13 protein-coding genes are annotated in these 12,183 nt (G+C 69.7%); 4 read left to right on the top strand and 9 right to left on the bottom strand.

Annotation, left to right across the window (positions count from 1 at the left end):
• Positions 1–3 precede the first annotated feature (3 nt).
• Together AC559T_RS26060 and AC559T_RS26055 are read left to right on the top strand one after the other, a co-directional pair.
• Positions 4–1,023 carry an ImmA/IrrE family metallo-endopeptidase gene (locus tag AC559T_RS26060; RefSeq protein ID WP_498870414.1) on the top strand — a complete coding sequence of 340 codons (1,020 nt, stop codon included), beginning with the start codon at positions 4–6 and terminating at the stop codon, positions 1,021–1,023.
• Between the two features lie 81 nt (positions 1,024–1,104).
• The gene (locus AC559T_RS26055; RefSeq protein ID WP_498870397.1) at positions 1,105–2,133 is read left to right on the top strand and encodes a hypothetical protein; all 1,029 of its coding nucleotides are present in this window, start codon (positions 1,105–1,107) and stop codon (positions 2,131–2,133) included.
• On the opposite strand, the gene AC559T_RS26050 is transcribed toward AC559T_RS26055, so the two are convergent.
• Positions 2,109–2,306, bottom strand: a complete 198-nt coding sequence (locus AC559T_RS26050; RefSeq protein ID WP_498870415.1) for a hypothetical protein — start codon at positions 2,304–2,306, stop codon at positions 2,109–2,111. The two genes, AC559T_RS26055 and AC559T_RS26050, sit on opposite strands and share 25 nt — an antisense overlap.
• Here AC559T_RS26050 and AC559T_RS26045 point away from each other — a divergent pair.
• The gene (locus AC559T_RS26045) at positions 2,235–2,600 is read left to right on the top strand and encodes a type II CBASS E2 protein (protein ID WP_498870396.1); all 366 of its coding nucleotides are present in this window, start codon (positions 2,235–2,237) and stop codon (positions 2,598–2,600) included. The genes AC559T_RS26050 and AC559T_RS26045 overlap by 72 nt on opposite strands.
• On the opposite strand, the gene AC559T_RS26040 is transcribed toward AC559T_RS26045, so the two are convergent.
• Entirely contained in the window at positions 2,560–2,727 is a 168-nt protein-coding gene (locus AC559T_RS26040; RefSeq protein ID WP_498870395.1) for a hypothetical protein, read from the bottom strand. The two genes, AC559T_RS26045 and AC559T_RS26040, sit on opposite strands and share 41 nt — an antisense overlap.
• Between AC559T_RS26040 and AC559T_RS26035 the strand changes: the two genes are divergently transcribed.
• Positions 2,717–3,286, top strand: a complete 570-nt coding sequence (locus AC559T_RS26035) for a hypothetical protein (protein WP_498870394.1) — start codon at positions 2,717–2,719, stop codon at positions 3,284–3,286. The two genes, AC559T_RS26040 and AC559T_RS26035, sit on opposite strands and share 11 nt — an antisense overlap.
• A gap of 274 nt (positions 3,287–3,560) precedes the next feature.
• On the opposite strand, the gene AC559T_RS26030 is transcribed toward AC559T_RS26035, so the two are convergent.
• From AC559T_RS26030 to AC559T_RS26000, 7 genes are all read right to left on the bottom strand, one after another.
• Complete coding sequence (locus tag AC559T_RS26030; RefSeq protein ID WP_498870393.1) at positions 3,561–4,376, bottom strand: hypothetical protein; 816 nt, start codon at positions 4,374–4,376, stop codon at positions 3,561–3,563.
• Positions 4,377–4,414: 38 nt separating this feature from the next.
• A complete protein-coding gene (locus AC559T_RS26025) occupies positions 4,415–5,455 on the bottom strand; it encodes a thiopeptide-type bacteriocin biosynthesis protein (protein ID WP_498870392.1) in 1,041 nt (346 codons plus the stop codon).
• The gene (locus tag AC559T_RS26020) at positions 5,437–6,654 is read right to left on the bottom strand and encodes a lanthionine synthetase C family protein (RefSeq protein ID WP_498870391.1); all 1,218 of its coding nucleotides are present in this window, start codon (positions 6,652–6,654) and stop codon (positions 5,437–5,439) included. Before AC559T_RS26020 ends, AC559T_RS26025 begins: the two co-directional genes overlap by 19 nt.
• Positions 6,651–9,743, bottom strand: coding sequence for a lantibiotic dehydratase (locus AC559T_RS26015; RefSeq protein ID WP_498870390.1), 3,093 nt, complete (start codon positions 9,741–9,743; stop codon positions 6,651–6,653). The genes AC559T_RS26020 and AC559T_RS26015 overlap by 4 nt, the downstream gene beginning before the upstream one ends.
• A gap of 24 nt (positions 9,744–9,767) precedes the next feature.
• Entirely contained in the window at positions 9,768–9,938 is a 171-nt protein-coding gene (locus tag AC559T_RS26010; RefSeq protein WP_018635958.1) for an FxLD family lanthipeptide, read from the bottom strand.
• A gap of 50 nt (positions 9,939–9,988) precedes the next feature.
• Positions 9,989–11,224 carry a methyltransferase, FxLD system gene (gene fxlM / locus AC559T_RS26005; RefSeq protein WP_498870413.1) on the bottom strand — a complete coding sequence of 412 codons (1,236 nt, stop codon included), beginning with the start codon at positions 11,222–11,224 and terminating at the stop codon, positions 9,989–9,991.
• 43 nt (positions 11,225–11,267) lie between these two features.
• A partial coding sequence (locus tag AC559T_RS26000; protein WP_498870389.1) for a class I SAM-dependent methyltransferase occupies positions 11,268–12,183 on the bottom strand: 916 nt, incomplete at its 5' end.

Genomic DNA, 12,183 nt, shown 5'->3' with positions numbered 1-12,183 from the left:
ATCATGCGGGCCGACGTCGTCACTCAGGCACGTCAGATGCTGGAGCGGCTTGGGGAGAGACGGCCGGATGCTGCCAATCGGCTGCACGACGATGCTCTCGCTGAACTCGACGGATGGCCCGAGGTGCAGGTACGGCGGGTACCAGACGAGTCCTTCGCGACACGCTGTTCGGTCGCGGGCGGCTATGTTTACTCCACCACCCCGCCGACGTTGACGGTGACCGAGTCGCTGAGCTCGCGACGGCGGCAGTTCACCGCCTTGCATGAGCTCGGCCACCACCTGCAGAAGTCCGATTCGAGACTCGCCCTCGCCGTTCGGCGACAGAAAGGAGAGCGCGAGCGGTTCGAGGATGCCTGCTGTGACATGTTCGCGTCGCTGGTGCTCATCCCGGATGCGGACCTCCCTCCGCGTCCTGCTGGTCGGTCTCCGACGGCGGCCGATGTCGTGGCGTTGTTCGAGCGGACCCAGGCCTCACGCGCCGCGTGCTGTGTGCGGATCGCCGACCAGCTGGGAACCCATGGAGTTGTTGCCGTCCTCGACGCCACGGGTGCGGTCTCGTTCGCTGCAGGCCACGGCGAGGTCTTCCCGCCCGCCCGTGGCAGCAGCCAGGCCCACACCCCTCTGGTGTCCACCGCTTTGTGTACGGGCCGGGATGCCAGGGTTGACGACACCTATCTGCAGTACCGCGACGGGACCATGAGCGGGCTGCTCTACGGGGACGCAGCCTGGGCTGGCAACTACCTGATCGCGGTGACCGTCCTCGACCGGGCCAGCTGGAAGCCCTTCGCGCCGCCGCGGTCGGCCTCCCGGAGTTTCCCGCCGCGCACTTGGACCTGCGAGATCTGCGGCGAGGAGTTCACCCCAGACGGGACATGCGGCAGGTGTCGCGCTCCCCGCTGCGGCAGCGGGCACTGCGCCTGCACGTCTGCCGGCGAGCGGCAGTGCCCGAACTGCTTCCAGGTGCTGGCTCCCAGCTGCTTTCCCAGCCAGACCTCGGACCTCTGCAGGGACTGCGCCGACTGACCGGACGGATCGGCGAGGTTCGGCGTCAGACCGGAACGAGAGGGCGACCACCGCCCGACAACACACCGGGGAACGAACCTCATGGGCTATACCGACGACTACCTGACCACGATTCGCGGCGAGATCGCCGCCGACGACCTCACGCTGGCCGAGGCCCGCGACCGGCTCACCCTCGTCCGCAAGATCGCGATGGGCTTTCCCGGGGCGCTGCGCACCTACGCGTCCGGCTCTCTTGCCCAGTACACCGTCAACGACCCGGTGACCGACGGCGACGGCGGCCTCGTCCTCAACCGTGTGCAGTATCTGCATCTCGGCCCGGACGGTGGCGGGGAGACACCCAACGAGATCGTTGCCGACTTGTGCGCCATCCTCGGCCCCGAGGTGCGTCAGACCTACCCGAAGGCTCGGTGCGGCACATCTAAGCGCGGACCGAAGATCACCTTCGGTGCGCCGATCAACGGCCAGGACCCCTCGGTCGACCTCGTCGTCGCCCTCACTCGCCGCGCCGCTGCCGGACTGTGGATCCCGAATCTCCACATGGAACGGTGGGAAGCCTCCGACCCGGAGGCACACGTCGCGCTGCTCAACGGCGACACGGTCACACTGCGCCGAACTCGACGCCGGGTCATCCGGTTGCTGAAGGCGTGGAACAAGCAGTGGAGTACCCCTGCCTTCTCTTCCTTCCACCTCTCGGCCCTCGCACTGGAGCATGTCACTCCCGGCATGAGCGTCGCAGCGGCGCTGCACGCGGCCTTCGACGGTGCCGCGATCTTCCTGGCGACCGGCTGCAACACCCCGGACCCGGCCGGCGTGTCCAGTCCGCTGAAACTGATGAAGGGCGTGAGCCGGGATGTCGCCGTCCACCGGCTCCGCGCCGCCGCGACCGCGATGGCCGACGCGCTGGAAAACGACAACGACAAGAAAGCCGTGCAGTCCGCCCTACACCGCGTCTTCCGCGACTACATCGATGCGCCGCCCGACGACACCCTGGCCTCCACGGCCGGGGCCCTGCGTCCGGGGCGAGCGGTCAGCACCTCGACCGTCGGCCTTCCCGGTCCTGCGGTCGCGATCCCGTCGACCCGTGCCTACGGCGGCTCCCGGCTGTGGTGAGTCGCCGACCAGCTCACCGTCACCCTGCCTGGTTCGACCGCCCAGCGCACCGCCTGCAGCTCATCGCCGAGCTGCAGGCGGTTGGCGCCGGCGCTACCCAAGTGCGTCCCGCACACCACCGCGGCGGGTTCGCCGTCCGAGTCGTACTCACCCCAGCTGGCCTGGCCCCCCACCCGGTGACGATCGAGTTCAGCCCGAACAGCCCCAACACGCCGTGGATCTATGCGCCAGGGCCCGATTCACCTCACCGCTACTCCGACGGCAGTCTGTGCATCTGGTACCCCCGCGACCCACCCGAACAACGCTGGACCTGGCACGACGGAGGCACCGCCCTCGCCGGGCACATCTGCGCCCACCTTATCCGCGAGGCCTGGTGGCACCAGACCGGCGAATGGGCCGGCGAAGAAGCCCCACACAACGAGAGACTCACCGTCCCGACCCGACGAACACGTAGAGCAAAGACATGATCAGTTCAGCATCCAGTTCACCTGCCATGCCGATCGCAGCGAAGCCGGCGCTACCGCAGCCGTCAAGCGGGATCACGCCAAGAATTACTCCGGCGAGCGCAATGGTGACAGTCAGGGTGACGCCCACGACCATTCAATCGCCGGCCGCCTCTGGTGGCGACTTCACTACTGTGGTTCTGTCGGCAGTAGTATTTGCGGCCTTGGTGACCGGAATTGTCAACACAGTTCTGGCCCGTCGAAGTACCCGACTAGAGGAACGCGCCCGGGTCCGAACCACCCTCGCCGAAGCTTACCAGGCATACGCCGCCTACAAAGAGTTTCCCTACGCCATTCGTCGCAGAAGAGCCGACCAGCCCGCCGAGGAACGGATCCGTCTCTCCGAATCCTTGCGTGAGGTTCAGGCGAGGATTTCCTACTACCAGGCATGGACCCAAGCCGAGTCTCCTGAAACCGGTGCCGCCTACAATGATCTTGTCGCGCAGGTGCGACGGATAGCTGGCGGGGCAATGCAGAAGGCGTGGCAGGACCCTCCGCTCGATAGTGATCAAGGCATGAACATTGGTCCAGATCTCGTAGATCTCAGCGCTCTAAGACCTGCGGAGCAGGCATTCATAAACGCCGCGACGTCGCACGTGACCGCCTTGATTAGCCCCTGGCGACGCCTTGCGTTTCGAACAGGACGATGAGTTCAGTCGCCGGCGGATTAGCTAACCTCCGTGTACGGCTCTCAAGTCGGCCGCCGACTGTGCGGCGGGCCACGCGGCGAGCTTCTGTGATTTCCGATTCTCCTGCGAGCGCGGAGATCTCCGGACTGTGCGCCGTAAGGCTCGGCGGGTGGCGACTCAAGGTAGGAAGCCGAACGGTATACAAGGCCCTGCGTGATCGCACCTGCAAGGTCCCGCGATGGCGGTAGACATCCGAGACCAGATCGCGTTCGGTGAGTGTTGCTCTCTGCTGGAGTTATTGCTCACGAGGTATGAGGCGGCCGAGAAGGTGGGCGGCGCGGGCTCGTAGCAGCACGGCATGGTCGAGGCTGGCGCTGTCGAGTTGTTCGGCGATAACGGCCAGCTCGGCGTAACGGCCGGTCTCGGTGGAGAGGGTGTCGGCGAAATAGGCTCGGACTTGGGCAGCGATCATTGGCATGAGCAGGCTGTGGCAGTGGAGGGTGGCGGCGTCGTAGCCGGTGGGTGCCAGGCCCCAGCCTTCCCAGTCGAGCATGCACAGGGTGGGGCTGCACAGGTTGGCCCAGTGCAGGTCGCCGTGCGCGGTTGTCCATGGTCCGGGCGCCGTAGTGGTGATTGGTTCGCCGAGCATCCTGGGCATGACCTCGTCGAGGTAGGACTGCTCGATGGTGCGCCGGTCGGTGGAGACCACGGCGAGGGTGTCGAGGGCGGCATGTAGCGCCAGGAACCATCGGCTGTCCGGCGGGTCGGTGAGCTGGCGGGGGATGGTGGTGGTGGCAAGAGGACGGGCGCGGGCCTGGTCGTACAGCTCGGCGCGGTAGTCCCAGCCGTCGTGGTGATGGTCGTGGACCGCGCGCAGCGCTGGGCGTGGGACGGATGCTGGCAGCGCCTGCTGTGCCGCGTGTCCGCCGTCCCAGAACGTGGAGATCTGTCGTCCGGCCTCGGCGGAGGCTATCCGTAGCCAGCCAGGGCCGTCGGGGGTCATCGCCGGTCGGCCGAGAGTTCGTCCGGCGAAGCCCCACGCTTCCTCAGTCGTGCTCTGGCGGACGGCGACCCGGAGGGCGGCACTGGCTCGGTCGTGCGCGGCGCGCATGCGCGTGACGGTGTCTGCGTCGTTCGGCGGTGGCCACATCAGCGTGCCTGCTGCATCAGCGATTCGGGAAGTGCCGGAGCACGGACGATGGTCTCGCGCGCTGTGGCGGCGAGCACGCCCTGAGTCTCGATATCCAGGCCGATGCGGTTCCAGTGGAAGATCACATGGTGGGCGAGGACGTCGCGTAGCCCGCGGCGCAGTGTCCCGGCGTACGCGGCCTGCCCAAGGGCCCGACCAGCGTCGTGAAAGGCGCTGGCCCAGGTTCCCAGGTTGGCCAGGGGGCGACCCGAGCCGAACAGTCCACCTCCAGGGCCAATGTTGGCGGTCAGCAGCCTGCTCAGGGCGGCGGCCAGCCTTTGAACCTCAGCGGCGGCGGGTGGTGTGGCTGGCGGAGGGCGCAGGTGGCTGACGCGGTCGAAGACGTCGCCGCGTTCGTACCAGTCGAGGCCGGCGGCGCGCAGCAACGTGACGGTCAACAGCACCGATAGTTCGCGGCGGCCGAGGCTCGGCGGGGTCCTGCTGGTGATCTCGGTGTGTAGGCGGTCGAGGATGTGGTCGCTGTCGGCGGAGAACAACCGGTGAGCGACTTCGGTGCCGACCTCGCCGCCGAGGACGTACTCCTCGGGCTCGTAGATCGCTTCCGACCAGGTGTGGATCGTGCCGGCCGCGTTCAGGTCGTCGAAGGCGGGGCGGAGGGTGGCACGGAGATCCGCCACGGACTTGCCGCTGGCTGGGGAAAGCCGTAGCCGCCAGTCGGGTGTCTTGCGCACGAACCACCAGGAGTCGATGGTGCCGGTGGTCTGGGCGTGGCGCAGGACGGGTGCCAGGTGGGTGGCTGCGGCTGTCTCCGTGCCCGCCGGGTCGGGAAACGTGACGCGCACCTGGAACCAGGTGGCGGATCGGACTGCGAGCGCGGCGCGACCTGCTGCCTGGTAGGTGGCGACAGCCTCGGCGAGCTGGTCGGGATGCAGGGTGGTGTGGGCTGCGACGGTGGGTAGCGGTGTGCCGGCGAGCACCGCGAGTACGGCCTGTTCGCCGCCGGCGGCCTGGCCGGAGGCGGTCAGTGGATCAGTAGGCATGTGTCCCATCCGGTGACCGGGACGCCGGTGGCGACGCCGTGAAGAACGAGGGCGATGCCGGTGTCTCCTTCGAGCAGCCCGTCGCCCTGCCCGCCGGTTGAAAGGGCGGAGAGCAGGAGGGATGCGGCGAGTGTCGGGAGGTGGCGCGTGAAGGTGTCGGTGGTGGCGTCGGCGGCGGCGCGGGCGGCGGTTTGGTAGAGCCCGGCCCATCCGTGGCACAGCCCGGCGTCGGTGAGGTGAGCGAGTTGGATGGAGTCGGCGAGGCAGACGGCGAGCGCTTGTTCGGCGGCGTTCTGGCGGGCGGTGTCATCGGTAGCGAGGCCGGCGAGTTGGAGGGCGCGGGCGATCCCGGGGGTGCCGTAGCACCAGCTCGGACGGCCGGGGACAGGCTGGCCCGGCGCTGCGGTGTGCTGGTCGGCGCGGGTGATCCACTGTGGCCAGAACGGGCCGCCGGGGGTGTCTTGGCGCCACCGGTCGTAGAAGGCGCACAGCGTGTTGATCGCGTCGGTCTGACCGTCGACGCGTATCCCGGCGCGTGCGGCGAGCGCGAGCAGGGCCAGTGGGCCGGCGGCGCCGTGGGCCATGCCGAGGTTGGCGTGCCCACCGGCGAATTCCGGCGCGTTGCCCTGGGACGGGTCGTGGCTGCACCACCAGCCGGGCAGTTCCTGGCCGTCGACGTTGAGGGGTGTGGTGAGGCGGACGAGGTAGGTGAGGATGCGGCCGAGGGCGTCGTTGCCGGGGGTGTGAGTGAGGAGGTGGGCGCCGATGCCGGTCAGTCCGCTGATGACGTCGTACTCGGTGAACCGTCCCGGTTCACCTCGGTCGATGCGGGCGGTGGCGGCGTCGATACGGCGGTGGGCGATGGTGGTGACGGCCTGGTCGAGCGCGGTGCGCGCCGTGGTGTAGCGGCGGGTCTGTCTAGCAGCGGTGTGAAGGGCGAAGGCGACCGCTGGCGCACCGGCGAATAGAGAGCTGTTCTTTGCCACGCTGACGGGGCTGGCTGTGGTCGCTGTAAGCCACGTCTGGACGGACTCCCAGTGCTCTGCGCTGGCGTGCGCTCGTTCGGCGTGCAGGAGGGCGATGCCGGCAGCTCCGTCGGCGAGCGACTGCGCGGTCTGCCCGAGTTCGCCGCGGGCCGGGATGGTGAGGCGGGTGGCGAGGCTGGCTGCTGTGGCGGCGGCCTGATTGCGGTCGATCATGAGACGGTCGCGTCGGTGGTCGCGAGGGCATGTGCGGCTGTGGCTCGGGCGAGAGCGACGCAGGTCTGTTCGGCTGCTGGGCTGAGGCCGAGGGTTCGGACGGCGTGCAGGTGCAGCAGCGAGGCTAGGGCCTGGTCAGGCGGGCGCTGCGCGGCGAGGGTGTCCCGGTAGGCGGCCAGTGCTGTGGCCCGCGACTGCCAGGCGGACAGCACAGCGTCGGCCCCGGGCACGGCGCGCAGATGGGCGAAGTTATCTGCCGGGTCAGCGAGGCGCAACGCGATGGCGCGTTCCGCCCGTGGGACGCGGGAGGGCTTATGAGGCAGTACGTCACGAAGCCATCGCATCCCGGCGGAGGACGCGCCGGAGAACGCGATAGCCATGTCGACCAGGCCGGCGACGGTGACTGCTTCGACGGGCAGACGGGCACGTGCGGCGAGACGACGGGCAGCGAGAGCGGCGGCGGAGTCGGCGCTGAAGACGGCTTCGGCGGCGGTCATTGCCGGCCCGTAACCGTAGCGGCCGGTTTCCGGTTGGTAGGTGTCGAGGTGGAGGTGGGACAGCAGTCCGGCTTCGCGCTGTGCCGCTGCCCAAGTTCCCACCCGCGTGGCCGTCAGCCCGCAGCCGCCGGGTTCGGTGACGGCGAGGCGTAGCCGCAGGTGGGGTTCGGTGTCGCGGTACGGCAGGAACCACCATGCGGGCGGGTTGGGCCACTCGTCCAGGAGGTTGTCGAAATGGGCGAGCAGCTCGGTGAGTCGGTCGGGGTGGCCGTAGAGCCGGGCCGACAGCCACGGCGAGATGCCGGGTAGCTGGGTATCCGTCCGAGTCGTGGGCACGGTTGCTGCGAGGCGTTCCGGTGCCGGCCCCGGCAGCGGTGCGGCGGTGGTGGCCAGCGGGGCGACCAGTTCGTGGGCGTGGCCGCCGATCCAGCCGAAGGCATCCGGGGCGGCGTCCTCGTCGAGCCGGGCGGAGCCGTGGCGGTGCAGGTGATCGCGTAGCAGGGTCAGGTGGGCGTCGACGTGCAGGTCGAGTCGCAACCGGTTGTCGGTCTCGACGAGCTGGACCCGCGCGGGCACCGGGATCGCGCCGCCCCGGTGGGCCAGTGCCCCGCGCCATTCCTTCGCCGATACGGCGCGGCCGGGCAGGTCGGCGGCCGTGAGGTTCCAGCGGGCCGGGGCGAGCACGGTGCGCCGATGGACGAGCCGGGGCAGGAATGGCAGCCCACTGGAGGTGCCCCAGGAGAAGGGGATGGAGACGGCGACGCGGGCGGTGGGCAGCTCGCACAGGAACCGTGCCAGTGGATGGGTGTGGTATTGGAACTCCACCGCGTGCGGGGCGGACGGCTCGACTAGATGCCGGTCGGGCAGTGACACCAGATAGAGCCCCTCGGCGTCGGCTCCGACAGCCAGGTCGGCCGGGCGCAGGATGCCCGGACCGGCGTCGTGGTACTCGGCGAGAGTGATCACCGTGTCGGTGAGCTGCGGCGATCGGGCCACGCCGACGGTGGTTGCCGGAAGCGGTGGACAGGACACCTGCGTGAGTGTCGCGCCGGCCCGCATGGTCGGCAGGGCCGTATGGGTGTTGCGGAACCGGTCGAAGGACGTGGGGTCGAGCAGGTGGAGGAAGCGGCCGGTGGTGGTTGCGGCGGCGCGCCCGCCGCCGGTGACCCGCAGGGTGAACAGGCCGCGCGACAGTGATGTCAGGTCGTCGGCGTGGACCTCGGCGATGAGTTCGGCATGCGACGGAACCCGGGCCGGTGCGGTGTCGCCGGCCAGGACCGCGATGTCGGCGTTGCCGAGGCGTACCTCGAGCGTGCCGTCCAGGGCCGCTCGCTGCGCGAGGGCGGCCAGGCGCTGGTCGCGGGCCGGGCTCACCCCGGGGCGGGAGATGCGTGCGGAGCCTCGGAAGGTGGCAGGTAGACCGAGGCCGGTGTCAGGGTTGACGGCCTCCAGCAGCGGGACGAGGGCGGCGGGGCCGTAGCGTTCCAGGAAGGCTTCGTGCCACTCCGCCCACTCCGGGGGCACGGCGGTCGGCGCTGTGAGCCGGGCGAGCGCCCTCGCGGCGGCGCCTGCCTCTTCGGTGACAGCTGCTGGCAGGACCACGTCGGTGTCCAACACGAGGTCGACATCCAGGTCCGGGTCGGCGCTGGGAACGACGCGGCGTTGAAGGTCGGCTGCCTGCTCGCGCAGCGCGCGACGGTCCGAGGCGGAGCGCGAATTGTTGTTGTGGTGGGTGAGCAGGTCTCGCAGGTCGCGGACCGCGCTGAGGCGGTCGGCGAGTGGTGGCAGGTTGTCGACCTGAGCTGCAGCCAGCTGGTCGACGATCTCGCCGAGCGGATCGGTGAAGGTCGTCGCCGGGCGGAGGGGTGTGTGCAGGAACCGGCGGCGGATCAACTCGATCAGCATGGCCTCGATCTGGCTGGAAGCGGGAGCCGGTGCGTCGGCGACGAGGCGAGTGACCAGGTCGGCGACGGGCAGCGAACGGGTCGCGTGGCGCAATGCGGCTTCCACGGCTGGGGTGCGGCGCACCGATACCTCGACCACTGTCTCCTGCCCGGCATCGTTGCCGGGACGGACAGCAGGGCCGGTGAAAAGTCGGTCGCCGCGGGCGACCGGCAGCCCGTCGGTGGCGACCGGCAGCCGTCGCAGCAGCGTGTCGCACGCTTCCAGGTCGTCGGCGAGCGCGGCGAGCCAACCGCCGCCCGGCCGGGTGTGAACCCGATGGTCGTCGCCGAGCCGGACACGTGCCCGCGGGCCGAAACCCGCGGGCGCGACACCGGCGAACAGGCCGAACGGGGTGGCACGCCCGGCCATCCGCAACACATACCGGACCGTCGCCGTGACAGCCCGACGGACCGCCCGCCGATCGCGGCACTGCCCATCGAGGACCGACGCGACCCGCGCGGCCAGCGAAGGGCTGGCGAGCGTCATCGCGTCGGCGAACACGGGCCGTGCCCAGATGGCCCGCAGCCAATCTGTCCAGCCGGCTACGGCGCTGTCGGTGTTGTCGTCGAGGTCTGGCCAGGGTGGCAGGTCGACATCGGTGGGAACCACCGCCATCCGTAGCAGCGGAACGTCAAGGCTGCGGTACATCACGCACCTCTCAGCGGCGGAGGATCAGTCCTGCTTACAGCTGGTGCAGGCCGACGCGCAGGTCTTGCCGCAGTTGTCGCTGGTGGAGCGCAGCAGCTCGGGGATGACGGGTCCGCCGTCGACGATCTCGACGTCCAGGTCGTAGTCGCCGGCGAGGGGGAGTGGGGCTGGGGCGGTCGGGTGGGCAGGAGTCATGGCGATTCCTTTCCTTCGAGGGGTTGGTGGTGAGCGTGTCGCTGTGCTGGTCAGGGCCAGCTCAGGACGACGGTGTGGTGACGCTTGGCGATCACCCTGCCGGGCGGAAGTGCCGCGGCCGGCGTCGTGGCCGGGTAGACGCTGATCGTGGCCGGTGGCCCGTCGCGGTGGGTCCGGTTCCAGGCCTGGACCTGCGTGACGACCAGGTCGGCGAGGCGGGCGGCGTCGGAGCCGTGGGCGTAGGCGCCGAACTCGTAGGTGTCGTCGCCGTCCTCGACCTTTCGCAGGGTTAGGTAGGCGAAGCTGCCCGCTTCCACGGCGGTGGGCGTGCCGATCGGTGAGACGGGGTCAACGAGCTCTCGCGCGGTCTGGGAGCGGGCGCGGGAGAGCAGGCCGTAGTTGTCGAGGGTGCCGGCCAGCCACAGCAGCAGCCCGTCGAAGGGCTCCATCCCGCCGAACCGCACCTGCGACCACGCCTCGACCCGTGGGGTGAGCAGGGCGGCTCGCAGCGCGGCGGCGTCGAGCTCAGGTATCTGCTCGTCGAACCGCAGTCCGACGTCGGCACCGTGGAGCGGGACGAGGCGTTCGGGATGGGCGCCGTCGCCGCGCACGGGCACGAAGCCAGCCATCTGGTGGTCGAGACTGACCAGAGCGCCGTCGCGGGGTGCGAGCGCGACCGTCCGGCTCAGTCCCCGCATCCGCAGGGGAACGACGATCCGGCCGTCCGGGGCGAGTTGATCGGTCCAGGCGGGTGGGATGTCCCAGGCGCCCGCGGTGACGATGATCCGGTCGTAGGGAGCATGCTCGGGGACCCCGTGCTCGGCGTCGGCCAGCACGACGCGTACCTGCTCGTAGCCTGCTGCGGTCAGGCAGTGGCGGGCTCGTTCGGTCACGTCGGCGTCGATGTCCATGGTCGTCACCACGCCGGTCGGACCGACGAGTTCCGCGATCAGCGCAGCGTTGAAGCCCCCTGAGCCCACTTCGAGCACCCGCATGCCGGGGCTGATCCCGGCCTGTTCAAGCATCGTTGCCTGAAGCCACGGGGCGGAGACCGAACTGACTGTCACGCCGTTCTCGTCATGCTTGGTCCGCACGATGTCGTCGGCGTAGGCGTCCTTCAGCGAGACCTCGGGAGCGAACAGGTGCCGCGGCACCACACGGAACGCTGCCTCGACCTCCTTCGTTCTGATCGAGCCCTCCGCGATGAGGTCGTCCACGAGACGGGCCCGCAGATCCTCAGCACGCGCTTCCCCGTCGGCTCCGGGTGGTTGTTGTTGCCCAGGCATGTCGCTCACACGGTTCTCCCTCCTGCGATGTCGGTGATTGGTTTCAGCCCCAGGTGATCAGGAACTGGGCTGATGGTTTCGTGAGGAGCCGGCCGGGTAGTGCCGAGGCCCGGCTGACAGCGGTGGGGTAGACGCGGATGGTGGGGTCCGGGCCGCCGCGCCGCTCGGCGTCCCACACGCGGACGTCGTAGGTGAGCAGGTCAGCGAGCCGGTACCGGTCGGGGCCGTGCGCGACGACACCGATCTCAACGCCGGTCCCGCCGGTCGGGGTGAAGGTCAGGTAGGCGAGGCTGTCGTCGGACCAGCAGGCGGACACCCCGGCGGGCGTCGGGAGCAAAGGCAGTTCGGGTCCGGTGTCGGTGTCGGTGCCGTGGAGCCGGCCGTAGGTGGGCTGCACGGTGGCCAGCCACAGGTCCAGGCTCGGCAGGGCATCCGCGGCGGGGGAGAGAGCCACCCCGGTGGAGTGGATGTGGCTCGGCCCGATGATCGCGCCGCGGAGCGCATCGGGATCAGCGTCCTGGTCGTCGTCGATGTCGAGGCGGATCCCGTCGGCGATGCGGATCATCCGGGGAGAGGAGGCACGGGCCCCGGCGCCTTGGAGACGGACGAAGCCGTAGGGTCGCATCGAGTCGGAGGTCAGAATCTCGCCGTCCCAGGTGAATCCGACGGTGCGCAGCAGCCCGCGTAGCTGCAGTGGGATGACGATGCGCCCGCCGGTGACGAGCTGGGCGGTCCAGGCGGGCGGGATGTCGGGTGCGTTGACGGTGACGACGATCCGGTCGTAGGGGGCGCGGAGCGGGAACCCGAAATGGCCATCGTTGATCAGCGCTGTGACGTCGGTGTAGCCGGCGGTGTCGAGACAGGTACGGGCGCGGCGGATCACGGCCTGGTCGATGTCGATGGTGGTGACATGGCCGGTCGGCCCGGTCAGCTCCGCCAACAGTGCCGCGTTGTAGCCG

The organism is Frankia sp. Hr75.2, from assembly GCF_949319125.1.
GTDB lineage: Bacteria > Actinomycetota > Actinomycetes > Frankiales > Frankiaceae > Parafrankia > Parafrankia soli.
The sequence above is the reverse complement of the archived record's forward strand: the minus strand, read 5'-3'. Positions and strand labels throughout refer to the sequence as shown.